This is a genomic window from Proteus columbae (genome assembly GCF_002777965.1).
GTDB lineage: Bacteria > Pseudomonadota > Gammaproteobacteria > Enterobacterales > Enterobacteriaceae > Proteus > Proteus columbae.
In genome coordinates this window covers 327,247-351,162 of the sequence record NZ_NGVR01000008.1, presented here as the reverse complement: position 1 = coordinate 351,162, position 23,916 = coordinate 327,247, and the positions used below count along the sequence as shown (strand labels likewise).

The window sequence follows — 23,916 nt, the reverse complement described above, 5'->3', positions numbered from 1 at the left end:
GATAAAAGGGGCTTCTTGCTATTATGGTCATAAAACCAATAATAAGTGAGAGGCTCTTTTATGTCACAACCTCAGTGTCCAGAAATTCAAAAAATTATTAATGAGTTAAAGCAACAATATCAAAATGCAGTCGATGCATTACGTAATGCAATTATTGATTATGCACAAGATGGAAAATTACCTGATATAAAACAAAGAGCTGAAGGAATATTTGCTTACCCTCAATTAACTGTACATTGGTATGGTGAAGTTAAAACAGAAGATAAAACACGCGCTTATGGCCGATTATCAAAATCAGGTAATTATTCTACCACGATCACTAATCCGGCTTTATTTGAAAATTATTTGTCAGAACAACTACAACTTATTGCTGATGCTTACCATGCCACTTTTGAAGTAACCGCTTCAAAACAAGAAATACCTTATCCTTTTGTGATTGATGGTACAGGCATTGGTTTTGATAGAAAAATGAGTGCCTCTTTAGCAAAATACTTTCCTACTACTGATTTGTCTAAAATTGGTGATGAAATTACCGATGGTTTAATCAGTGATAGGGATATTTTACCTCTTTCTCATTTTGATGCATTGCGTACTGATTTTTCATTAGCACGTTTAAAACATTATACGGGAACACTACCTGAAGATGTTCAACCTTATATTTTATATACAAACTATAATCGTTATGTTGATGAGTTTGTTCGTTGGGCTTGTGAACAAGTTGCAGATAAAGATAGTGCATATTGCGCACTCTCTTGTGCGGGGTTCCAGCAAATTACGGCAGAAACGGTTGATCCTGAAAAGTTAATTTCTGATTTAACTTGGAAGAAATATCAAATGCCAGCCTATCACTTAATTGCTAAAGAAGGTCCCGGAATAACATTAGTGAATATTGGCGTTGGTCCTTCAAATGCGAAAACAATTTGCGATCACTTAGCTGTTTTACGTCCTCATGTTTGGTTAATGATTGGTCATTGTGGCGGATTACGTGAAAGCCAACAACTTGGTGATTATGTTTTGGCTCATGCTTATTTACGTGATGATCATATTTTAGATGACGTTTTACCTCCTGATATTCCCATCCCAAATATTGCTGAAGTACAACGTGCACTTTATGATGCTACGAAAATGATCAGCGGTAAACCAGGGCATGAAATAAAACAAAGATTAAGAACGGGAACGGTTGTTACAACGGATGATCGCAACTGGGAATTACGTTTTTCCGTTTCAGCAAGAAGATTTAACTTAAGTCGCGCTGTTGCTGTTGATATGGAAAGCGCCACAATTGCCGCACAAGGTTATCGTTTTCGCGTTCCTTATGGCACTTTATTGTGTGTATCAGATAAACCATTACATGGTGAAATTAAATTACCCGGTCAAGCTAATCATTTTTATGAAGGTGCAGTATCAGAACATCTGCAAATTGGTATTCAAGCGATTGAGCTATTAAAAGAAGAAGAAGATAAACTACATTCTCGTAAGTTAAGAACGTTTAACGAACCACCTTTCAGATAAACCACAACAAAATAACAGCAAAACAGCATGTTAAAAAAATAAACTTAATTTAATACCCAGTTTAATTTATTAAATTGGGTATTTTTTAGAATAAAAACTAAAAACGTAAATGTCGAGCCGCTTTTCTTAGTCGATCATCTCCACGTCTATCATAACGCTGAGTTGTCATAATACTGGCATGACCCATAGCATCTTTTACCGTGACAATATCTTCACCGTTATCAAGCATTGCTGAAGCAAAGGTTCTTCTCAAATCATGGGGAGCAAATTTATCAATACCACTTTCTTGTTGGCGTATTTCTAAAATATAATAAATGGCTTGGTCTGTTATTCGCTCATCAGTAACATCATCAAACCGGCGAATGCGAGTGAAAAGAGGGCCATCTTGTGTACCTCTTATTTCATCAATCCATAATTGAACGCGATCCCAAGTATCATCAGGCATATAAGACATTCGTTCTTTATTACCTTTACCTCTAACAAGAAAAGCTTGATCACGAAATTGAATGTGTTCGTAATTAATGGCGACTATTTCTGAACGACGTAATCCACAACCTAATAACACACTTAATATTGCGGCATCTCTTAAACCTTTCGATGAATTGTCTTTTTCACAACTTCTAAATAAAGCACGGATTTCACTGCTAGTTAGTGCACGGCCTTTAGGTAGCCGACTTCCTCTTACAGATTTTACTTGGCGGATATGCTGATAACTTTCAGTATCCATTTGTTTCATTGCCCAAGCTTCTAAAGCAACACCTTTTAAAGCAGCAAGATAAGTATTGATAGTAGCGGGGGCTTTATTGGCATCAGATAGCATATCAATAATAGCTTGAATATGATGACGGCGAAGAGCTCCCCATTGGCAATTTTTAAGAGAAGAAAAACCGATCATCTTAGCAACAATAGTAAGAAACGATCCCATTGTTTGACGACTACGTTTTGAACCTAGACTCATTAAATATGCCATTGCAGGATTAGTGTGAGCAGGCGAGGTGAATGTTGCATTCAGATCCAATATTGCTTGTTTTTCAGGCAAGACTAGCGATGTTTCAGGTGTTAAGTCCTGATCGTCGTGGTGAAATTCCACTGTGATTTCCTTATTAAATCAACATAACCATGATGAATATTCTAACAGATCCAAAAAAGAAAAAAGCTACTTTTTCAAAGGATCATTTTAATAAGTAGAAGCGATCTTGTTTATTTTGTCCTCAATAAGGTTATTTGGTGAGCTTTTTTGGAGTAAATAACAGCCAAGTCGAGTTAAAGAGAAAAACACGTTAAATAGCGTTAAGAAAAAGAGTAGGGAATAAGAAGAGGAAAAGTGAGTTTATATCGTTTTCGCACCCAAGATTTTCACCGTTTATCGACTGAGAAATAACGAAGATAACGGCAAAAATTGGGTGCAAAATAATCAATGGATATTTAAATTACTCTTTATAAATTGCGACAACAGGTTTTCCATCATTAGCAATTGTGCCACGATACATGCCTTCAGAATTAAAACTCATTGTGTAGTTACCTGTTTTATCTAATACGATAACACCGCCACTACCATTAATTGCTTTAACTTCATCAAGTGCATTTTGAGCGGCTTCTTCTAACGGTAAATTTTTATATTTAACTTGGGCTGCAATATTGAAGGCAGTTAATGTTCTGATAAACATTTCACCAGATCCTGTTGCAGATACAGCAACGGTTTCATTATCAGCATAATTACCCGCACCAATAATTGGGGAATCACCAACTCGACCATAACGCTTATTTGTCATTCCTCCCGTAGAAGTTCCAGCCGCCAAGTTGCCATGTTGGTCAAGTGCAACCGCACCAACGGTGCCATATTTATAATCGTACATCATAGGATCAACAAAAAGAGCGGCGGTTTTACCATCATGGTCTAAAACGACTTGTTCTTTTTCTATTGCTTTTTGAAGTTGTTGCCAACGATGTTCAGTTCTAAAATAAGAAGGATCAACAATAGTAAGCCCTTGTTCTTTAGCAAAAAGATCAGCACCATTAGAAACCATCATAACATGTGGACTTTTTTCCATCACGGCAATGGCGGCGTTAATTGGATTTTTAACCGTAGTTACACCGGCAACAGCGCCAGCTTTTCGGGTTTTACCATCCATAATAGAAGCATCAAGTTCATTACGACCATCATGGGTAAAAACCGCACCTTTACCTGCATTAAATAAGGGGGAATCTTCCATCACATTAATGGATTTTTGAACAGCTTCTATGCTAGTGCCTCCACTATTCAAAACAGCATATCCCGCATTTAATGCTTCGGTTAGTTTTTCTTTATATTCTTTTTCTTGTTCTGGAGTGATGGTGTCTTTAGTGATTGTTCCTGCACCACCATGAATTACAAGGCGAATAGGGGAATCAGTATTTGCGAAAACAGAGGCAGAAAACAGAGTGCAAAGTGTTATTGTGGCGAGTTTATACTTAATATTATTCATATAACCCTTCTTGTTTTTAATTAAAATTGACGTGGTATCATCATATGGATTTTACAATCTTGATCTTAAATTCTAATTAATTACATCAAAGTACTTTAATAACTAACTGCAATAATCACTATATAAAAAGTTTAAGGCATAAGTGGTCTGAACACCCAACTTTCTTTTTAATTTATCGATCTTCATCATAGAATAGCCTGTTTTTCTTATTTTTATCATTTGTAAATAATATAAAAATCAATGCGTTGTGTGTTTTTGATGTTTTTTGGTTTAATGAAGGGAATAAATATAAACGTAGCTAATAGTGTTTTTTTAAAAACAAAAATAATAATGCTATTTTTACTTTTTGTTTTTATTTTATATTATGAAATTTAAAATATAAAATTTATTAAATTATATAAAAAATACAATTTTTGATAATTTTAAATTAAGGAGTAACTCAGTTATGAATTGAAATTTTATTAAAAAATTGAGTGTTACTTTAATATTGATTAATAATTGATAACGTTTTGTTACTATTTCATCTGTATTTTAGTGTAACGGAAACTAGTTTTCTATATACAATTTGTGTGTTTCCTCGAATAATCAAAAATAGATGGTGAATTATGTGATAAAAGTACTACATTAATTTGAGTTAAGGCTCTATTATAATGACATAATATTTATAATTCATAAGGTTAGCCTTTGATATTTTATTTTTTTATAGTGAGTGCGTTAGCTTTATTAATACAAATGAACTATTTTTAACTATATAAAATAAAAATAAAAATAAAAATAAAAAATTAATACGTCTCATTATTTAACTATTTTCTTACATACAGCGGATAAACATATTTTTGGTATTCTTTTATGGCTAAAGGAAGGTTAAATAATTTATATGAAAAATCAAAAAAAGAGTCGTTTTTTTGTTTATAGTATCATTCTTGTCGCGGTTATTGCCGCGGGAATTTTTTGGTGGAAATCTCAAGCACCCACACTTCCTTCAGGATTTGCTCAAAGTAATGGGAGAATAGAAGCAACAGAAATTGATATTTCAACAAAGAGTCCGGGAAGAATAGACTCTATTTTAGTGCAAGAAGGTGATTTTGTTAAAGCGGGTGAAGTGTTAGCAAATATGGACACCCGAACACTTAAAGAACAACTTCATGAAGTTCAAGCTCAATTAAACCAAGCAAAAAGCAGTGTGGTCACTGCACAATCTGCATTATCACAACGTAAAAGTGAACAACTTGCAGCTCAAGCAGTTGTTCGTCAACGTATAGCAGAGCTTGATGCTGCACAAAAAAGACTTAATCGTTCTCGCGCTTTAGTAAAAACTAATGCTATTTCTATTCAACAATTAGATGATGATATTGCAAGAACAGAAGGAGCAAGAGCGGCGGTTGAAGCTGCTAAAGCTCAAGAAACTGCAACCATTGCAGCAATAGAATCAGCTAAAGCTGGGATCATTCAAGCTAATACAAAAGTGGATGCTGCAACGGCAACCGAAAGACGTATTTTAGCAGAATTGGATGACAGCATTTTAAAAGCACCGCGTAATGGTCGTGTTCAGTATCGTGTCGCAGAGCCCGGTGAAGTTTTAGGCGCTGGCGGTCGTGTATTAAATATGGTCGATTTAAGTGATGTTTATATGACGTTCTTTTTACCAACAGAAGCTGCTGGTAAAGCTGCATTAGGAAGTGAAGTTCATATTATTTTAGATGCAGCACCTCATATCGTTATTCCTGCAAAAACAACCTATGTTGCTAGTGTCGCTCAATTTACACCAAAAACTGTTGAAACTGATAATGAACGATTAAAACTCATGTTCCGTGTAAGAGCGCGTATTGCACCTGAATTACTTGAAAAACACCTTGAATATGTAAAAACAGGTTTACCGGGTCGTGCTTATATTCGTTTAGATAATAATCAATCTTGGCCAACTGATTTAGAGGTGAAATTACCGCAATGAGTCAAACAATGAGAACGCAAAGTCATTCTCATATCATTGAATTGACTCATGTATCCCAACATTATGGCGATACCAAAGCGCTTGATGATGTGACATTGGCTATTCCTGCTGGAAAAATGGTCGGATTAATTGGCCCTGATGGTGTAGGGAAATCGAGTTTGATCTCTCTTATTGCTGGTGCGAGAGAAATTCAAACTGGGCAAATAATTGTTTTAAACGGTGATATGAATGATGTTGAACACCGAAGAGCCGTTTGTCCTCGAATTGCTTATATGCCTCAAGGATTAGGTAAAAACCTTTATCACACACTTTCTGTTTTTGAAAACGTTGATTTTTTTGGCCGGTTATTTGGTCAATCAAAACAAGAACGGGCAGAACGCATAAATGACTTACTTGAAAGTACCGGTTTGGCACCGTTTCGTGATAGACCAGCAGGTAAACTTTCTGGAGGAATGAAACAAAAACTGGGTTTGTGTTGTGCGCTTATTCATGATCCAGAATTACTTATTCTTGATGAACCTACAACTGGGGTTGACCCATTATCACGAGCACAATTTTGGGAATTAATTAATCGTATACGTAAGCGTCAAAAAAATATGAGCGTATTAGTTGCGACTGCTTATATGGAAGAAGCTGAACGTTTTGATTGGTTGGTTGCTATGGATGCCGGAAAAATATTAGCAACTGGTCATGCTGATGAATTAAAAGCCCAAACTCATACTGATGAACTAGAAGCTGCTTTTATCGAGTTATTGCCAGAAGAGAAAAAGAAAGATCACCAAAAAGTGATTATCCCACCAAGAGATAAAAGTGACGATGATACTATCGCTATTGAAGCACAAGATTTAACCATGCGTTTTGGGCAATTTGTTGCAGTAGACCATGTGAGCTTTCGTATTCCTAAAGGAGAAATTTTTGGATTTTTAGGATCGAATGGTTGTGGTAAATCAACCACCATGAAAATGTTGACAGGTTTACTCGAAGCGAGCGAAGGGCGAGCTTGGTTATTTGGTCAAGAAGTTGATCCTAAAGATATTGAAACACGTCGTCGTGTTGGTTATATGTCTCAAGCATTTTCACTTTATAGTGAATTGACTGTACGACAAAATCTTGAATTACACGCTAAACTTTTTCATATTCCAGAAGAGGAAATTCCTCAACGTGTTAAGGAAATGAGTGAGCGTTTTAATTTAACTGATGTTGAAGAAATAATGCCTGATGGTTTGCCATTAGGTATTCGTCAGCGTTTGTCGCTCGCTGTTGCTGTTATCCATAAACCTGAAATGTTGATATTGGATGAACCGACTTCAGGGGTTGACCCCATTGCGCGAGATATGTTCTGGAACTTGATGGTTGACCTATCAAGACGTGACGGTGTCACTATTTTTATCTCAACTCACTTTATGAATGAAGCAGCACGTTGTGACCGAATGTCGCTAATGCATGCTGGTAAAGTATTAGTTACAGATACACCTGCAAATTTAGTTAAAAATAGTCAATTTGATACGCTTGAAGAAGTCTTTATTGATTACCTTAAAAAGGCATCAGGTGAACAAGAAACACCTGAACTTGATGAAAAAAGCCTACAACTTCCTGCATCTAGTGATGAAAGTGCAGAAAAAGCACTAAAGCAACGATTTAGTTTACGACGTTTATTTAGTTATAGTATTCGCGAAGGTATGGAATTACGCCGAGATCCTGTACGCCTTACTTTAGCGCTATTAGGTACGGTGATCCTAATGTTTATTATGGGTTACGGTATTAGTTTAGATGTTGAAAATCTACGCTTCGGTATTATGGATAGAGATAAAACAGGGTTAAGTCAGGCATATAGCCAAAATCTTTCGGGCTCTCGTTATTTTATTGAAAAAGCACCCATCACCGATTATGACCAACTGGAAAAGCGGTTGCGTAGTGGTGATATTACGGTTGCAATTGAAATTCCTCCTAACTTTGCACGGGATGTTGCCAAAGGCCACACTGTAAAAATAGGTGTCTGGATTGATGGTGCAATGCCTAATCGGGCTGAAACTGTTCGCGGTTATATTCAGGCAATGCATACAACATGGATGCTTGATATGGCTATGCGTCAACCAACTAATGTGGTTGATAAATTGTCACCTATTAATATAGAAACCCGTTATCGCTACAATCCAGATGTAAAAAGTTTACCAGCCATTGTACCTGCAGTTATTCCTCTTTTATTAATGATGATCCCCGCAATGTTAAGTGCATTGAGCGTCGTTCGTGAAAAAGAGCTTGGTTCTATTATCAACCTTTATGTTACACCTATCACCAAAGCAGAGTTTTTGTTAGGTAAGCAATTTCCTTATATCTTATTGGGTATGTTTAACTTTTTTATGCTCTGTGCGCTTTCGGTCTTTGTGTTTGGGGTGAGTTTTAAAGGGAGTATGTTAACGCTTTCTTTAGGCGCATTACTCTATATCACTATTGCTACTGGAATGGGGTTACTCATTTCATGCTTTATGAAAAGTCAGATTGCAGCCATTTTTGGTACTTCAATTATTACCTTAATTCCAGCAACGCAATTTTCAGGAATGATTGACCCTGTTTCGTCACTGGAAGGTATAGGTAAATGGATAGGGCATATTTATCCTACATCTCACTTTTTAACTATTTCAAGAGGGACCTTCTCTAAGGGATTAAACCTTTTTGATTTACCTTGGTCTTTTATTCCTTTGCTTATCACTATCCCAATTGTTATTGGGCTGAGTGTCTTTTTCTTGAAAAAGCAGGAGGCTTAAATGTGGCGCACAATTCAAAATGTGTTTAATTTAGGCGTAAAAGAGCTGCGCAGTCTCTCTCGTGATAAAGCGATGTTGGCGTTAATTGTGTTTGCTTTTACTGTGTCTATTTATTCATCAGCAACTGTTACACCCGGCTCGTTACATCACGCGCCGATTGCTGTTGCTGATCAAGACAAATCACAGCTATCTGCACGTATTGTAAATAGTTTTTATATGCCTTATTTCTTACCTCCAGCTGAAATTACTCCTGAGCAAATTGATGGTTTGTTAGATAGAGGTGCTTATACCTTTGCACTCGATATTCCGCCTAATTTTCAGCGAGATCTCTTAGCAGGCCGAAAACCTGAAATACAAGTTAATATTGATGCAACGAGAATGAGCCAAGCTTTCTTAGGTAATAGCTATATTCAAAATATTGTAATGGGGGAAGCAAAAACATTTTTAGCAAAAAATAGAACCAACGATCCACTGCCTGTTGATCTGGAAGTTAGAATGAGTTTCAACCCGAATCTGACACAATCTTGGTTTGGCTCTGTTATGGCAATTATCAATAATATCACTATGTTATCGATAGTATTAACAGGAGCAGCATTAATAAGAGAGCGAGAGCATGGCACCATTGAGCACTTACTGGTTATGCCTGTAACTCCCTTTGAAATTATGCTTTCTAAGATATGGTCAATGGGATTAGTTGTATTACTGGCATCAGCTATGTCGCTGATATTAGTCGTGAAATCTTTACTTCATGTTCCTATTGAAGGTTCTGTTCTGTTGTTTATGTGTGGTGTCGCTTTAAGCTTATTTGCGACAACCTCAATAGGTATTTTTTTAGGAACAATGGCTCGTTCAATGCCTCAATTTGGTTTATTGATGATTATGGTATTGTTGCCATTAAATATGTTATCCGGAGGGATGACATCACGAGAAAGTATGCCTCAGTTTGTACAAGATGTAATGCAAACAATGCCAACTACACACTTTGTTAGCTTAGCTCAGGCTATTTTATATCGTGGTGCTGACTTCTCGATTGTGTGGCCTCAATTCATTATCTTAATTGTTATTGGCGCTGTATTTTTTTCATTAGCATTATTACGTTTTAGAAAAACCATTTCGGCGATGGCCTAATAAATTTAAATATTAATCGATAAATTAACCTATTTTCTTCTATTATTAAATATAGAAGGGAATAGGTTTTTTATTAATTCAATTATTTAATGTTGGTGTTTTTACTTAACGATGAGATTTCATAAACAATATTTACAAAGGTAAATAATCTATTTAAGGCAAGGTGTTAAGTAAAATTTATTAATAAAGGATTTTATCCATTAATTGAATAATATAGTTTATATGTTTTTATTGATTGAGTTAAATTTATTTTTAATAAGGCTAATTTTATGAGAATAACAAAGATATTAAAAAAAGTAATAGGAGAAAGGAAATTTAATAAAGAATAAAAAATTGGCATAGATATAATGGATGTTAAACCAATTAGAGATAATTTGTTATTTGGGCATCAACGTTTTTTAGATAATAATACTGGTTTAACAATAGATAGAAGTAAACAGCATTTTGTTTTTAATCCTGATGGTGTTTTATCAAATAATAGACATACAGTCGGATATACACGCTTAGAATCACAACCTAATGGTAATGCAACAACTGAAGGTCAATCTGTAATACTCAAAGAGAACAGTAAAATGATGGTGTTTTTTTGGTTAACCAACAGCGTCCCTGATGACACCTTAATGCTAAGAGACTGACTGAACGAAGCATAGACTATTTTTAGGAAAAGTCACTGAAACATAAGAAAATAATAGAAATAACTTGCGAAACTTTGCCTTGCGTTAGATTTATTACATTTCACTTTGAAAAGTCATATACATCCGTACTATAAAAGATAAGATTTTCTTATTGGTTTTTAATTTATTAGTTTCTGGCAAGTGCGGAAACTAATCAAGAGAAAACACATTAAGTCACTCATTCTGTTTTTTATCATTGCTATAATTAAGAGGTTAAATATGTCATCTACACTTAAGCTTAATGATGGTTTATCTGATATCGGTGCGATAATACATTATGGTATCAGTCAGATCCCAGTGGTCGGAGGTGTGCTAAGCACCATTTTTGGCCTTTTATGGCCAACAGATAAGGAAGATATATGGAGCACGATTAAACAGGAAGTGCAAAGCCTTATTAATGAAGATATTCAAGAGGACGACTGGAATCGCCTTGTGGCCGCGGTAAGCGAGCTTCAGGATAAAGTATCATTTATCAATGACCAGTTGATTAATGCCCAGTATGATACTGCTGGCCCTGAACTGATGACAGTGGTTGTAGATATAATTGGAATTGAAGAAAACTTCAAAATAGAAGGGACTAATTTCAAATATGCATTTGCTCCACTTTTTGTCGCCGCTGTGAATTTAAAAATTGCTTTATATCTTGAAGGCATTAAATACTCTAATGAATTAGGACTAAGTCAAGATCAAGTTAATCAATTAAAGTCATTGCTTCAATCTGATGTTCAAAGCTCCAAGAGTTATTTATCTCCAATAAATTCGGCAATAGGCAGTACTTATCTTAACAACATACAGACCTACTTTAGTGTTAAGTTATATTATGAAACAAGCGTGTCTTTATTTAATGAACTATGGTCAGGGGATTATGAAGACTATAATGCGCCTGCACCGCTGGAAAATTACTACGTTCCAGTCATGGCAGCTGGATCTTTCTATAAGCTTATAAGTCTAGACGGGCAAAATTTCTCAGTGCCTATGACATTTGCTGAAGTAGCTGATAACTCAATGATGCCTTCTACAAACATCCAGGGATCTTTATATCAGGAGCCAACATCTTATCCAGATGGCTATATTAATTTTATCGATGTTTATACAGACCTGTCAGTGTCACATCGAACTACTGGGCTAATGTTTACCTGTAGCGAGTCTGATGAACAATATGAAATGGGTATGACGCCAAATAACAATTACTCATTCAATGTTGGACAAAACACCATGAATATTAATGTTGATGGTGGTGAGTTCATTAATCAGGTATCCGTGAGAGCGGAATCTTTTGTTTCACAAATTGAGTTCACCACTAATCTTAATAATACAATGGTAGCAGGTCAGCATCCTGATGATGACCCTATACAAGAAGTCACTTTAGTCAGCCCATTTTCAATTAACTCCATGTATGTGGTCTATGATGTTGCAGGATATATACAATCATCTGGCCATCAAATGTGTGGGATAGCGATTTCAGCAATATATAATAATGAACTTGCGATGCAATATGTCAGTAGTCTATATAAAAACAGTTAAGGATGCGCGTTATGTCGACTAATTATGTTATTCAACCTTTGGAAACAGTTACAGTATGGGACGATGCTGAGCCTATCATTCCAACAGTTACTAAAAGTGTAATTGTTACTAATAATGGCGAAACGAAATTAGAAGTTGTGAATTACTGGGCACCACCATCACATGTTTTTTATCCCGATACCACATATTGGGTTGAACCCAATGACACGATTATGGTTCAAGCACCCGAACGATCATTTTACTACTACAGAGTTAATGTAACTAACTCGGATGATACCAAGGTAGGTGCAGCTATCGTTGAAATTTTAGATTAGCATTTACTTGATGGTCAGGTGAGATCTTACGCGGGTTAGGTATGTATATATTGTATAAACAAAAAAGCTGATTAATTAATCGATTAACCATACGCTTTTTCCAATAGTCTTTAATTAAGGCATAAATCGATAGCCGATCCCTGTTTCTGTCATTAAATGCACAGGACATGCGGGATCGGTTTCTAGTTTTTGGCGTAAATGTCCCATATAAATACGCAAATAGTGACTATGCTCGACGAAATTAGGCCCCCAAACATGTTGCATTAAATGTCGTTGAGTAAGCACCTTACCGCTGTTATTAACCAATTCGCTTAGCAAACGAAATTCTGTTGGTGTTAAATGAACGGGTTCATTTTGGCGAGTAACAATACGATTAACCCAATCAATTGTAATATCGCCAAACGTAAATTGTGTGCTCTGTGTTTCTTGTTTAACAAAACGGCGTAGTGATGCCCTGACTCTGGCTAGTAGTTCGCTAATACCAAAGGGTTTAGTCAGATAGTCGTCTGCTCCTGCATCAAGCGCTTTCACTTTATCTTGTTCTGAATCTCGTGCTGAAAGTACGATAACGGGTGTACTACTCCATTGGCGAAAATCTTGAATAAAACACAGTCCATCTTTATCAGGCAAACCAAGATCAAGAATAACTAAATCAGGTTTTCTTGATGCTGCTTCAATTAATCCTCGTTGGCATTCATTGGCTTCATAAACACGAAATCCTTCGTTCTCTAAAGCAAGTCGAACAAAGCGTAAGATCTCTTTTTCATCTTCAATAATTAAAATGTTATATGGAGTCACTGTTTTATTTCAATCTCATCAATATCAGGGAGTGATTTTAAAGGTAAAACAAAGTGGAAACTTGCTCCACCTTTTTTATGCTTTTCAGAAAAATTATGGCTTTCAGCCCAAATTTCGCCTTCATGTAAGCGAATAATCGCGCTACATATCGCCAAACCTAATCCAACACCAGGAATTGCAGATTCTTTTACTGCGCGTGAAAATTTATTAAAAATAAGTTGTAGTTGATCAGTGGGAATACCATTGCCTTCATCCCACACTTCAACATGAATTTTAGAGGCCTCAATATAGGCTCTTACTCCAAGCTTTGTATTTGATGCTGTATATTTTACTGCATTTTCAAGCAAGTTCGTGATAACTCGTTCAATTAAATTACCATCGCAATAAAGTAATAAATCAGCGGAAATATCAATTTCTAATGGATGTTTATCAAGCAAATAAGAGAGGGAACGAATGGCACTTCCTGTTATTTCTTGCAGCGAATTCCATTGTAAATTCACCTGAATACCACCGGATTGAATACGAGCCATATCAAGTAAATTATTGACTAATCGTGAGGTAGTAAGGATCTGTTGTCGAATTTGGTTAACTTGTTCTGTATGGGATGAACCTTCGGCGCTTAAATCGAGAAGTAAAATCTCTGATTGTCCAAAAAGCACAGTGAGCGGTGTTTTTAAATCATGAGAAAGCGCGGCTAATAATGCATTTCTTAATTGTTCTCGTTCGATATTAATTCGAGATTGCTCTGCAATTTCAGCCTGTTGTAATCGCTCAAGCGCATTAGCAATTAAACCATTAAACGTTTGCAATAGCTGCTGTTGTTCAGGGATAAGCAGTTGGCGAAGATTATTCGGTTCAATCGCTAAAATAGCCAAAACTTGTTGAGAGGCGGTAATTGGATGTAATTGGTAAGGTACACTTGGCAGAGTATCTGTGCCTGCACCAGCAATTTGGTCTTTATCACAACACCAGCGTGCAATTGCATTATCAATAGGTAAATGCCCCATACCTTGCGCATGAAAAGGCGTTAATTCACCTTGTTTGTTGGGAAGTAATAAGCAGACTTTGGCATCAAACGCACTTGATAAAAAATGGTAACTAGTACGAACGACTTCTTGTAATGTTACCGCTCGACCCAGTTCTCTCGTCATTTCAAATAAGTGACGAGTGCGTTGTTCTCGATAACGTGCGACACGAGTTTGATAACGCATACCCGCAGTTAAATTACCGACCACTAATCCTACAATAAGCATGACGGTGAAAGTTATCAAATATTGCATGTCGAGTACAGCGAGCGAAAAATGGGGCTGTACAAAAAATAAGTCAAAACTAATGACATTGATTAATGCTGCAAAAATAGAAGGGCGACGGCCAAAAAAGAGTGCAATTAATACAACACCCAATAAATAGAGTGTCACTAAATTGGCTTTATCAAGTGCTAATAGAAATGTACGAGAGAATAAGGTGATCGCTAAACATAATCCAATCGCGGTTAAATAGCCTTTTATCTCTTGTCGCCATTTATCATTTTGCAGTGGTGCTGTTTTGGTTTTATAACGAATGTCCTCATCATTGAGAGCAACACTAATAACATGGAGATCGGGTGCATAGCGTGCTAATTTTTCTGCAAAACGCATCCGAACCCAACGTTTTAACCATTGCCATTTTTGGTAAGCACGTTGACCAATAATCACTTTTCCAAGATTGTGCTCTCTGGCGTAACGGATCACGGCCTTTTCAGCTTGGTTATCAGAAAGGATCGCAGTTCTTGCACCTAGATGTTGTGCCAGTTTTAAAGAGTGCAAAATAGCTCGGCGTTTATGCTCTCCAATTTGATGAAGTTTAGGGGTTTCAACATAAATAGCATGCCATTGGCAACCAAAGGCGGCAGCATAACGCGCTGCCGTGCGAACTAATTTATCGTTACCGCCATGAGCGCCAAGACATACCATCAGGCTATCTGTGGTGTGCCAAACAGGAGCCGTTCCTTGGCTATCTCTAAATTCTTTAACTTGTGTATCAACTCTATCTGCCATACGGCGTAAAGCTAATTCTCGTAGTGCGATTAAATTACCTTTACGAAAAAAGTGTTCGATGGCACGTTCTGCTTGCCCAGCTAGATATACTTTGCCTTCATGCAAACGTTGTTGTAGATCATCGGGCGGTAAATCCACCATAACTACTTCATCAGCACTATCAAAAATATAGTCAGGGATCGTCTCTTGGACACGAATTCCTGTAATACTTCCCACGATATCGTTAAGACTTTCAATGTGTTGTACATTTATTGTGGTAAGTACATCAATACCGGCATCCAACAGTTCTTCCACATCTTGCCAACGCTTTGGATGCCGACATTTATGAGGATTACTAAATGCCAGTTCATCCATTAATATCACCGCTGGATGTCTGGCTAATGCGGCATCTAAATCAAACGCGACAAGCTTTCTACCATGATGATGAATACGTTGTGGCGGTAATAAAGGCAATCCGTGAAGTAACGCAGCCGTTTCTTGCCTTTGGTGCGTTTCAACAACACCAGCAAGCACATCAATACCTTGCTGGTGGAGGCGCTGAGCTTCTTGCAACATGGTGTAAGTTTTCCCTACACCGGCACAAGCACCAAAAAATATTTTTAGTCGCCCACGAGTTGTTGTTCGCGTTGAAGCGAGTAAATCATCGGGTGAGGGGCGTTGCCATTGCTGATCGAGTTCCATTTTATTGAGTACTCACTTTTCGCTGCTTTTCTGCACTTAATTTATCAAGTGCCTGATTTAGCATAAACACATTTACAACAGGCTCACCCATAAATGACATTAGTGGCGATGTTGTATTGGCTTTTATTAATTGTTCAATTTCATTTTTAGTGAGTTGGCGAGAATATGCAATATTTTCAATTTGATAATAAGCGGCTTGTAATGAAATATGAGGATCAAGCCCGCTCCCTGATGCTGTGACTAAATCAACAGGAACAACATGTTGATTATGCGTTGTTTTTTTCCATATTTGGATACGTTTAGTTATCTCATTAAGAAGTAATGGATTTGATATTGCTAGTTGGCTGGCGCCTGATGCCATGCTGTTATAGGGCATTTCTGATGTCACTGATGGACGACTTTTAAAATAATCATCCCGCGTAAATTGTTGCCCAATTAATTCAGAGCCAACAAGTTTATTATCTTGATAAATCAGCGAGCCGTTCGCTTGCCATGGAAAAATAAGGTTGGCTAATCCTGTAACAAGCAAAGGATAGGCGAGCCCGGTTATTAGCGTGAGTAATAATAACATTACTAATGATGAACGAAATAAATGCATATAAAACTCCTTAAAACCCGATAAACGCTAAGAGCATATCGATGATTTTAATGCCAATAAAAGGAACTAATAATCCGCTGATCCCGTATAAAGAGAGGTTACGGCGCAACAATGAATGTGCAGAAACAGGGCGATAATGAACACCTTTAAGGGCAAGAGGGATCAAAAAGACAATAATTAAAGCATTAAAAATAACCGCAGATAGCATTGCAGATGTTGGTGAATGTAAGTTCATAACATTAAGCATGTTGAGCTGAGGATAGGTGACAGCAAAAGCAGCAGGAATAATGGCGAAATATTTGGCGATATCGTTGGAAATACTAAATGTAGTTAAAGCGCCCCGTGTCATTAGCATTTGTTTACCAATATGCACAACTTCGATTAATTTTGTTGGATTAGAGTCTAAATCGACCATATTTCCTGCTTCTTTGGCAGCTTGAGTACCTGAATTCATCGCAACAGCGACATCAGCTTGTGCCAATGCTGGGGCATCATTAGTACCGTCACCCGTCATTGCAACTAATCGACCTTCTGATTGATATTGACGAATTAATGCTAATTTTGCCTCTGGTGTTGCTTCGGCCAGAAAATCATCAACACCAGATTCTGCTGCGATAGCTGCCGCCGTAAGATGATTATCACCAGTGATCATGACGGTTTTTATACCCATTTGGCGAAGTTGAGCAAAGCGCTCTTTAATTCCACCTTTCACAATATCTTTAAGTTCAACAACACCTAAGATTTTCTGATTTTCAACCACCACCAGCGGTGTTCCTCCCGTTCTAGCTACTTGCTCGACTATCGCGGTGACTTCATCAGGAAAATGACCATGACTGACTTCAATATGGCGACGAATAGCATCAACGGAACCTTTGCGGATCAAACGCTCTCCTAAATTGACACCACTCATTCTTGTCATTGCAGAGAAGGGAATAAAAGAAGCCCCAATTGACGCTAAATCACGTTCGCGCAAATTAAAACGCTGTTTAGCGAGGATCACAATGCTTCTGCCTTCAGGCGTTTCATCCGCAAGTGAGCTTAACTGTGCTGCATCAGCAAGTTGTTTTTCACTAATACCTGAAAGAGGAATAAAACGAGAAGCTTGACGATTACCAAGTGTGATCGTGCCTGTTTTATCAAGAAGTAAGACATCAACATCACCTGCGGCTTCAACAGCACGTCCACTGGTTGCAATCACATTGGCATCCAGCATTCGACTCATGCCCGCCACACCAATCGATGAAAGTAAACCGCCAATCGTCGTAGGAATAAGACACACCAACAAAGCAATTAAAGTGACAACAGAGATAACATCGCCATGCCCTTGAAATTCGACAGCAAACACACTAAATGGATAGAGCGTTATACAAGCCAATAAGAAAATAAGTGTCAATGCTGTTAATAAGATAGTCAAAGCCACTTCATTCGGCGTCTTTCTGCGCTTTGCACCTTCTACCATTCCAATCATACGATCAAGAAATGAATTACCCGCCTCAGCAGTACAGCGAATAATTAGCCAATCTGACAATACTCGAGTTCCACCAGTTACAGAAGAAAAATCGCCACCCGATTCACGAATAACAGGTGCTGATTCACCCGTAATCGCGCTTTCATCAACAGAAGCACCACCTTCAATGACTTCACCATCACAAGGAATAGTTTCGCCAGCGTTGACTAAAACGATATCTCCTTTATGTAATGAGAAAGAGTCAACGGTTTCTTTTGTGGCATTAATGTCTGCGTGATGTAAACGTACCGCTTTGGATTGTTGTTTTGCACCACGTAAGCTAGCCGCTTGTGCTTTGCTTCGACTTTCTGCTAATGACTCAGCAAAATTGGCAAACAGCAATGTCACCCATAACCAAAACATCACTTGTAAAGTAAAGTGATTATCATCAGGAAGATAACCTAATAGCGAAGCAATCCAAATTCCGGTAGTTAAAAGCGCACCAACATAAACAATAAACATAACGGGGTTACGCCATTGTGCTTGAGGCGTACATTTTTTTATCGCATCAATGAAAGCCGATATCACGGTTTTTCTGTCAAAGAGTTGAGTTTTTTTCATGATACGTTTCCTTATTTAGCCCAAAACAGCTGTAAGTGTTCTGCAATAGGGCCAAGTGCTAATGCCGGAACAAAAGTCAAAGCACCGATCATTAATACAGTGAGGATCAATAACAAAATAAATAACGGTGAAGTGGTAGAGAGTGTTGCCAAACTTTCTGGCTGACGTTTTTTCACGGCTAAACTACCTGCAATAGCTAAAACAGGTAACATGACACCAAAGCGACCAATCAACATGGAAAGCCCTAACAATAGATTATAAAAAGGTGAGCTGGCGTTAAGTCCGGCAAAAGCACTACCGTTATTATTAGCAGCAGAAGTAAAGGCATATAACACTTCGCTAAAGCCATGAGGACCTGGATTTAGAATGGCTTCACGACCAACATCAGTAAATAAGGCGAGGGTGGTACCTAATAAAATCACGGCGGGAGAAATTAAAATAGCAACGGCTACCCATTTCATTTCGGCAACACCAATCTTTTTACCTAGGTATTCAGGTGCTCGACCAACCATGAGTCCAGCAATAAACACAGCTAATAACACATAGAGGATCATGCCGTAAAACCCTGAACCTACACCGCCAAAGACCACTTCTCCTGTTTGCATTAACCACATTGGCACCATACCACCTAGGGCAGTTAATGAATCATGCATTGCATTAACAGCGCCACAAGATGCCGCTGTTGTGACAGCAACAAAAATAGCACTACCTATTATGCCAAAGCGTGTTTCTTTACCTTCCATATTCAGCGAGCTATCTGTACCAGCAAAGATAAATTCTGGATTTCCTTGCCATTCAGCCCAAGTGATCACCGTAACAGCAACAATGAAAATTAGTGTCATAGTCCAAAGCAAGGTATGGCCTTGGCGTTGTGTTCCACTTAAGCGACCAAAGGCAAAACATAGGGCAGTAGGAATAAGAAATATGGCAAGTATCTGCAAGAAGTTACTTAATGATGTCGGGTTTTCGTAAGGATGGGCAGAGTTTGCGGCAAAATAGCCTCCACCATTTGTGCCTAATAATTTAATGGCTTCTTGAGAAGCAACTGGTCCCATTGGTAACCATTGCTGTTGTCCATCAAGACCTTGACTTAATACTGCTGGATGAAAGTTTTGTATAACGCCTTGGCTGACAAATAACAGCGACCAAATAATTGATAAAGGCAGTAAGACATATAATGTAATACGTCCAATATCGACCCAAGCATTCCCTAATGAGGTACAAGAGGACTGTGTTAGCGCTCTAATTAAGACAAAAGCGACAGCAATACCCGTTGTTGCAGATAAGAAATTTTGTACTGCAAGCCCTGTCATTTGGCTTAAATAACTCACTGCGGTTTCACCGCTATAAGCTTGCCAATTAGTATTAGTGATAAAACTAATTGTGGTATTTAACGCTAAATCCCAACTCATATTAGGTGCAAATTGAGGATTTAAAGGTAAATAACCTTGGTTAAGCAGTATGACAAATAATAAAATTGCACCCATTAAATTAAAAATAAGTAGAGCAAGCATATAGTGATACCAGCTCATCGGCTGAATTGCTTTTCCTGCGGGCTTAAAACCACAACAACGCCAAATAACATGTTCGGTTTGAGTAACCCAATGAGGTAAATCACCTTCGATAAGGCGAGCTAAATAATGCCCAAGCATTTTTCCCATCACAAATAGTGTGATCAGAAAAACAGCAAGATATATCAACATTGTTGTTGCCATTTTTAAAATGCCTCTGCGTTAAATAACACATAGATAAGATAAGCAGTGAGCAAAACAACTAACGTCACAGCACCGAATATCAGCATTAGAACAATCCTTTTACTATTTAGATTGAGTGAGCGTACTGAATGGGCTGTAAAGATGTTGATAAAAGAGAAGTGATAAGTGTAAAAAAAGTATAAAAATAGCTATTAATAAAACACATTAATAGCTGTCATAACATGACAAGTTAAACTGTCAGCTAATGACAAAACTTTGAACTTTGTGTATGCTTTACATACAGAAAAAGGAGGGGTCATGAGGATCAATATTGCACATTCAGTTCGTCAATATGTTAACCATCAACGATTCGGAAAAGTGTTTACTTTTGAGCAAATTATTGATCGTAAAAATTTGATATCTAAGGCCAATGCTGTTTCTGCAGAGATGGTTAGGTTAATGTCTGAAGGTGTTGTTAAGCGGGTGGGTAAAGGAACTTATTATCGTCCTAAAGTATCACGTTTTGGTGAAATTCCCGTAGATCCTGAAGAGGTTATTAAAACAATAACATCAACCAAAAAAGCAGAGTATGTATTAGCATCAACTTCAGCAATGAATGCTTTAGGTTTAAGTACACAATTACCTATGGTGTATAAATATTTTGTCACAGCGAGAATAAGAACAGATTTTTATCATCTACCAATAAAACTTGAATACAAAGAATCTTTGGGTAAATTTACTAAACAGCTTCATATTCAAAATATTGACGATCGTAAAAATGCATTACTGTTATGGTCATGTTTAGCTGGCCTTAATGCAAACAATTTTGAAAAATATGAAGATAAGATCTACTATAAATTTATTTCATTATTATCGTTAGATGCTCAGCAATCATTCTTGCAAGCACTTCCTAAATCTATGGAATGGATTACGGTAAAATTAGAAAATATAAATGAATCAATTTATTCAATTAAGTAATAAAGAGAGAGAAGAGGCATTATTAGCAGCATCTTTATCTCATTCAGAAAAGTTACCAGCATTTATCATTGAAAAGGATTTTTGGATATGTCAAATATTAAAAATCATCTTTACTGTGATTGAACCTAAATTAGGATGTGTAGAACCTGCATTAATATTTAAAGGTGGAACGAGTTTATCAAAATGCTTTAATCTAATAAGTAGAATGTCTGAAGATATTGATCTCTCTTTTTCATTAGAGCTATTAGAGTGTAGTAATGCTGTTCCAAGCAATAATGCAAAGAATAAGATTATTGATTCATTCATTTCCTATATGACTAAGAAATCTAAATTATTTGTTGAGGAAATATTAACTCCTGAATTAAAAAACAATCTTAGTTTATTAGATAATAATATTAGAATTGAAATAGAAAGCCAGTTTCCTCTTAACCTAGCTATTTATTATCCACAGAGTTTATCAAAAGAACATTATGCTAATAAAACAGTGAAACCTCGTGTTTTATTAGAAACAGGAGGACGTTCAAATAATCATCCATTCGAGCATATACATATTACCCATATGCTGGGTGATTGTATAAGTTTTTTTGAAGAAGAAAAATTTAATGTTATTGCATTAAAACCAGAAAGAACAGTCGTAGAAAAAATGTATGCTACTCATGAACTCATCCTTAAAAGTGAAAAACGAAATGACGTTAAATTAGCTAATAAATATGCACGTCATCTTTACGATATTTGGATGATTTATGAAAATGATAAAGAAAATTGCTTTAATATAAAGCTACATAAAGATAATTTAATTTTCCAAAGGTTATTTTATAGAAAAAGCCAATATGCATGTTGTCCTAAATTTAGCGGGAAATTTAGATTAGTGCCTACAGGTGAGCTATATAAATTATATAAAAAAGATTGGAATAATATGGACGATCTTTTTCCGAATGCCCAGTTGCCTTGGGAGTTTGATGAAATGATAGAAAAAATGACAGTGATTGAATTAGAATTAAACAAAAGATTAAATAAATTTCTTTAGATTTTAAAATAATAAACCAGCCATTAAGGCTGGTCTATTAATAACTCTATTTTGTTATTAGCAAAACAATTGCTTTTCAGCAGGAGTGACATTTAACTGTGATTGCCAGTTTTTTAGTGTTAATGTCGCCAGCATAGCTAAACCTTCATAATAAGGGAATGCACCTTGCAGAGATAACTTCTCTAAATAACGATAAGCCCACGGCAGAAGATGTTCTGCTAATAGCTCATTTAATTTTTCAGGGCGAGTTTCTGCAATCCATGCGACCATCATGACCATTAAACCAAAATGGTCTTCCGGCTCATTTTGAGTTAACGCAATATCAATGCCATTTTCTAGCATCCATTCACGTAGATCTAATGTTGAGTTACCGAATAATACATTTTCATGATCAAGGTAAACAGAGCCCCAAGGTGGAGCTGGTAGTGCATAAGGACCGATAAATAAACGTTGATATGCCTGTGCCAAAGTTTCTTCCGCTAATGTGGTTTGTGAAAGAAGGCTTGCAATGCGTTGCTTTTCTTCATCACTGCCATAAGGCCATTCTTCAACCCACTTTTGGCTAGACAGCAGTTCGACAATGTCACTTTTCTCAGTAGGTGCATAATAAAACGCTGCACCTAAAATACGGGCAGTAAGAGAAATATCAGTAATAAGTTGTTGTTCCATAATATTTTTATAATCCGCTTAGATTTATTGTCTTTACTATATGCGATTTTCTATCTAAACATAATGACGAAGATTAAAAAAGAGCGATACCGTAATATAAAAGGAAAACCGCCATAACAGATAAAAAGAGTGTGCTTTTTAACTATTACAGCGGTTTAGAAGGGTGAGAAATTAATTAACCAACGACAGCCATGCCGACAGTCATATGTAAACCATAGAACACACCGCGTCCTATAAACTCACCAGCAAACACTAAAATAAAGCCCAATGCTAACAAAGCAACTGAAGGGTTATTTTTACGTAACAGTGGGGCAATCCAGCAACTCAAGCCTAAGACTAAAGCCACTAATTTAATACCCATCAAGGTGCCATAGTTAGGTACTAAATCCACCGCTTTTTGCACAGAAGTTTGAATAGAACCTAATTCAAAACCTTGTGATGTTGCCACAATAGCACTCACAACAATGGCGATAACACTGAGTAATGGCAATGCACTGACGCAGTTTAGGTTAAAGCCTGCAATGCGCATTAAGAGTGCAGCCAAAATAGGGCCACCGATAAAGGCTGTCAGTACAAAATTAAAGGTGGTATAGCCGTTATACCAAGTTGGAACCGTATCAATTTGGTATACACGAGAGATAGCCGTAATAAATAATGCGGCTAATACCATAACCAGTGCGACCCATAATTTGCCTAGTGCAGCAGGCATTTTATTAAGCACAGCCAGTAACCAGTAAATACCACCCAGTGCAAAGAAAATTGAACCGCTAGCAATTTCATTACTTAATGATGAGTGACCCAAACGAAGTAATGAGTTAAATGCGCGTAATGGGGTTCCCATATGCATCATGGATAATAAGAAGCCAATCCCCATTAATGCCCAGAGTCCAAACATGCTGTAATGCACTTTTCGGTTCATTTCTGCGGAAAGCTTACCCGAAAGAATAGCGCATCCCATAATAATAAAGGCGCCAGCAACACTTTGACCGATAATAGTAAAAAACATTAGTGGCCATTCATGCAATCCCACCATC

General features: G+C 37.0%; 19 protein-coding genes. 9 read left to right on the top strand and 10 right to left on the bottom strand.

Annotated elements, in window-relative coordinates:
• Window positions 1-60: 60 nt before the first annotated feature.
• Window positions 61-1,512, top strand: coding sequence for an AMP nucleosidase (locus tag CBE70_RS03965; RefSeq protein ID WP_100158303.1), 1,452 nt, complete (start codon window positions 61-63; stop codon window positions 1,510-1,512).
• Window positions 1,513-1,609: 97 nt separating this feature from the next.
• Here the strand turns inward: CBE70_RS03965 and CBE70_RS03960 are convergent, their stop codons facing one another.
• Window positions 1,610-2,602, bottom strand: a complete 993-nt coding sequence (locus CBE70_RS03960) for a tyrosine-type recombinase/integrase (protein WP_100158302.1) — start codon at window positions 2,600-2,602, stop codon at window positions 1,610-1,612.
• Between the two features lie 340 nt (window positions 2,603-2,942).
• Complete coding sequence (locus CBE70_RS03955) at window positions 2,943-3,977, bottom strand: isoaspartyl peptidase/L-asparaginase family protein (RefSeq protein ID WP_100158301.1); 1,035 nt, start codon at window positions 3,975-3,977, stop codon at window positions 2,943-2,945.
• An 877-nt stretch (window positions 3,978-4,854) separates the two neighbouring features.
• On the opposite strand from CBE70_RS03955, the gene CBE70_RS03950 reads away from it, so the two are divergent.
• The 6 genes from CBE70_RS03950 to CBE70_RS03925 all read left to right on the top strand — a co-directional run bounded on the left by CBE70_RS03950 (window position 4,855) and on the right by CBE70_RS03925 (window position 12,333).
• A complete protein-coding gene (locus CBE70_RS03950; RefSeq protein ID WP_100158300.1) occupies window positions 4,855-5,928 on the top strand; it encodes an HlyD family secretion protein in 1,074 nt (357 codons plus the stop codon).
• Between the two features lie 8 nt (window positions 5,929-5,936).
• Window positions 5,937-8,693, top strand: coding sequence for a ribosome-associated ATPase/putative transporter RbbA (rbbA, locus tag CBE70_RS03945; RefSeq protein WP_198585687.1), 2,757 nt, complete (start codon window positions 5,937-5,939; stop codon window positions 8,691-8,693).
• Window positions 8,694-9,821 carry an ABC transporter permease gene (locus CBE70_RS03940; protein WP_100158298.1) on the top strand — a complete coding sequence of 376 codons (1,128 nt, stop codon included), beginning with the start codon at window positions 8,694-8,696 and terminating at the stop codon, window positions 9,819-9,821.
• A 347-nt stretch (window positions 9,822-10,168) separates the two neighbouring features.
• Window positions 10,169-10,456, top strand: coding sequence for a hypothetical protein (locus tag CBE70_RS03935; protein ID WP_100158297.1), 288 nt, complete (start codon window positions 10,169-10,171; stop codon window positions 10,454-10,456).
• Window positions 10,457-10,714: 258 nt separating this feature from the next.
• A complete protein-coding gene (locus CBE70_RS03930) occupies window positions 10,715-12,019 on the top strand; it encodes an insecticidal delta-endotoxin Cry8Ea1 family protein (protein ID WP_100158296.1) in 1,305 nt (434 codons plus the stop codon).
• Window positions 12,020-12,030: 11 nt separating this feature from the next.
• Window positions 12,031-12,333, top strand: coding sequence for a hypothetical protein (locus tag CBE70_RS03925; protein ID WP_100158295.1), 303 nt, complete (start codon window positions 12,031-12,033; stop codon window positions 12,331-12,333).
• Window positions 12,334-12,447: 114 nt separating this feature from the next.
• Here CBE70_RS03925 and kdpE read toward each other — a convergent pair whose 3' ends face one another.
• The 6 genes from kdpE to CBE70_RS18675 are packed head-to-tail and all read right to left on the bottom strand — an operon-like array spanning window position 12,448 to window position 20,315.
• On the bottom strand, window positions 12,448-13,131 hold the full coding sequence (gene kdpE, locus CBE70_RS03920) for a two-component system response regulator KdpE (protein WP_100158294.1): 684 nt from the start codon (window positions 13,129-13,131) through the stop codon (window positions 12,448-12,450).
• Complete coding sequence (gene kdpD, locus CBE70_RS03915) at window positions 13,128-15,848, bottom strand: two-component system sensor histidine kinase KdpD (protein ID WP_100158293.1); 2,721 nt, start codon at window positions 15,846-15,848, stop codon at window positions 13,128-13,130. Before kdpD ends, kdpE begins: the two co-directional genes overlap by 4 nt.
• Before the next feature lies 1 nt (window position 15,849).
• Window positions 15,850-16,446 carry a potassium-transporting ATPase subunit KdpC gene (kdpC, locus tag CBE70_RS03910; protein WP_100158292.1) on the bottom strand — a complete coding sequence of 199 codons (597 nt, stop codon included), beginning with the start codon at window positions 16,444-16,446 and terminating at the stop codon, window positions 15,850-15,852.
• Between the two features lie 10 nt (window positions 16,447-16,456).
• Window positions 16,457-18,514 carry a potassium-transporting ATPase subunit KdpB gene (kdpB, locus tag CBE70_RS03905; RefSeq protein WP_100158291.1) on the bottom strand — a complete coding sequence of 686 codons (2,058 nt, stop codon included), beginning with the start codon at window positions 18,512-18,514 and terminating at the stop codon, window positions 16,457-16,459.
• Window positions 18,515-18,525: 11 nt separating this feature from the next.
• Window positions 18,526-20,229, bottom strand: coding sequence for a potassium-transporting ATPase subunit KdpA (gene kdpA / locus CBE70_RS03900; RefSeq protein ID WP_100158290.1), 1,704 nt, complete (start codon window positions 20,227-20,229; stop codon window positions 18,526-18,528).
• Window positions 20,230-20,231: 2 nt separating this feature from the next.
• Window positions 20,232-20,315, bottom strand: coding sequence for a potassium-transporting ATPase subunit F (locus tag CBE70_RS18675; RefSeq protein WP_100158289.1), 84 nt, complete (start codon window positions 20,313-20,315; stop codon window positions 20,232-20,234).
• A 211-nt stretch (window positions 20,316-20,526) separates the two neighbouring features.
• On the opposite strand from CBE70_RS18675, the gene CBE70_RS03890 reads away from it, so the two are divergent.
• The gene (locus CBE70_RS03890) at window positions 20,527-21,186 is read left to right on the top strand and encodes a DUF6088 family protein (RefSeq protein ID WP_100158288.1); all 660 of its coding nucleotides are present in this window, start codon (window positions 20,527-20,529) and stop codon (window positions 21,184-21,186) included.
• Window positions 21,161-22,213, top strand: coding sequence for a nucleotidyl transferase AbiEii/AbiGii toxin family protein (locus CBE70_RS03885; protein WP_100158287.1), 1,053 nt, complete (start codon window positions 21,161-21,163; stop codon window positions 22,211-22,213). The genes CBE70_RS03890 and CBE70_RS03885 overlap by 26 nt, the downstream gene beginning before the upstream one ends.
• Before the next feature lie 57 nt (window positions 22,214-22,270).
• Here CBE70_RS03885 and dmsD read toward each other — a convergent pair whose 3' ends face one another.
• Window positions 22,271-22,882 (bottom strand): Tat proofreading chaperone DmsD, encoded by a 612-nt coding sequence (dmsD, locus tag CBE70_RS03880; RefSeq protein WP_100158286.1) that lies wholly within the window; start codon window positions 22,880-22,882, stop codon window positions 22,271-22,273.
• Window positions 22,883-23,057: 175 nt separating this feature from the next.
• A complete protein-coding gene (locus CBE70_RS03875) occupies window positions 23,058-23,915 on the bottom strand; it encodes a DmsC/YnfH family molybdoenzyme membrane anchor subunit (protein ID WP_100158285.1) in 858 nt (285 codons plus the stop codon).
• Window position 23,916 lies beyond the last annotated feature (1 nt).

Excerpts from the sequence above, each read along its gene's own strand:
- kdpA (WP_100158290.1), bottom strand. The coding sequence starts at position 20,229 with ATGGCAACAACAATGTTGATATATCTTGCTGTTTTTCTGATCACACTA.
- CBE70_RS03940 (WP_100158298.1), top strand. The coding sequence starts at position 8,694 with ATGTGGCGCACAATTCAAAATGTGTTTAATTTAGGCGTAAAAGAGCTG.
- rbbA (WP_198585687.1), top strand. The coding sequence starts at position 5,937 with ATGAGAACGCAAAGTCATTCTCATATCATTGAATTGACTCATGTATCC.
- CBE70_RS03925 (WP_100158295.1), top strand. The coding sequence starts at position 12,031 with ATGTCGACTAATTATGTTATTCAACCTTTGGAAACAGTTACAGTATGG.
- kdpC (WP_100158292.1), bottom strand. The coding sequence starts at position 16,446 with ATGCATTTATTTCGTTCATCATTAGTAATGTTATTATTACTCACGCTA.
- kdpD (WP_100158293.1), bottom strand. The coding sequence starts at position 15,848 with ATGGAACTCGATCAGCAATGGCAACGCCCCTCACCCGATGATTTACTC.
- dmsD (WP_100158286.1), bottom strand. The coding sequence starts at position 22,882 with ATGGAACAACAACTTATTACTGATATTTCTCTTACTGCCCGTATTTTA.
- CBE70_RS03885 (WP_100158287.1), top strand. The coding sequence starts at position 21,161 with ATGAATCAATTTATTCAATTAAGTAATAAAGAGAGAGAAGAGGCATTA.
- CBE70_RS18675 (WP_100158289.1), bottom strand. The coding sequence starts at position 20,315 with ATGCTGATATTCGGTGCTGTGACGTTAGTTGTTTTGCTCACTGCTTAT.
- CBE70_RS03965 (WP_100158303.1), top strand. The coding sequence starts at position 61 with ATGTCACAACCTCAGTGTCCAGAAATTCAAAAAATTATTAATGAGTTA.
- CBE70_RS03930 (WP_100158296.1), top strand. The coding sequence starts at position 10,715 with ATGTCATCTACACTTAAGCTTAATGATGGTTTATCTGATATCGGTGCG.
- kdpB (WP_100158291.1), bottom strand. The coding sequence starts at position 18,514 with ATGAAAAAAACTCAACTCTTTGACAGAAAAACCGTGATATCGGCTTTC.
- CBE70_RS03890 (WP_100158288.1), top strand. The coding sequence starts at position 20,527 with ATGAGGATCAATATTGCACATTCAGTTCGTCAATATGTTAACCATCAA.
- CBE70_RS03935 (WP_100158297.1), top strand. The coding sequence starts at position 10,169 with ATGGATGTTAAACCAATTAGAGATAATTTGTTATTTGGGCATCAACGT.
- CBE70_RS03955 (WP_100158301.1), bottom strand. The coding sequence starts at position 3,977 with ATGAATAATATTAAGTATAAACTCGCCACAATAACACTTTGCACTCTG.
- CBE70_RS03950 (WP_100158300.1), top strand. The coding sequence starts at position 4,855 with ATGAAAAATCAAAAAAAGAGTCGTTTTTTTGTTTATAGTATCATTCTT.
- CBE70_RS03875 (WP_100158285.1), bottom strand. The coding sequence starts at position 23,915 with ATGGTGGGATTGCATGAATGGCCACTAATGTTTTTTACTATTATCGGT.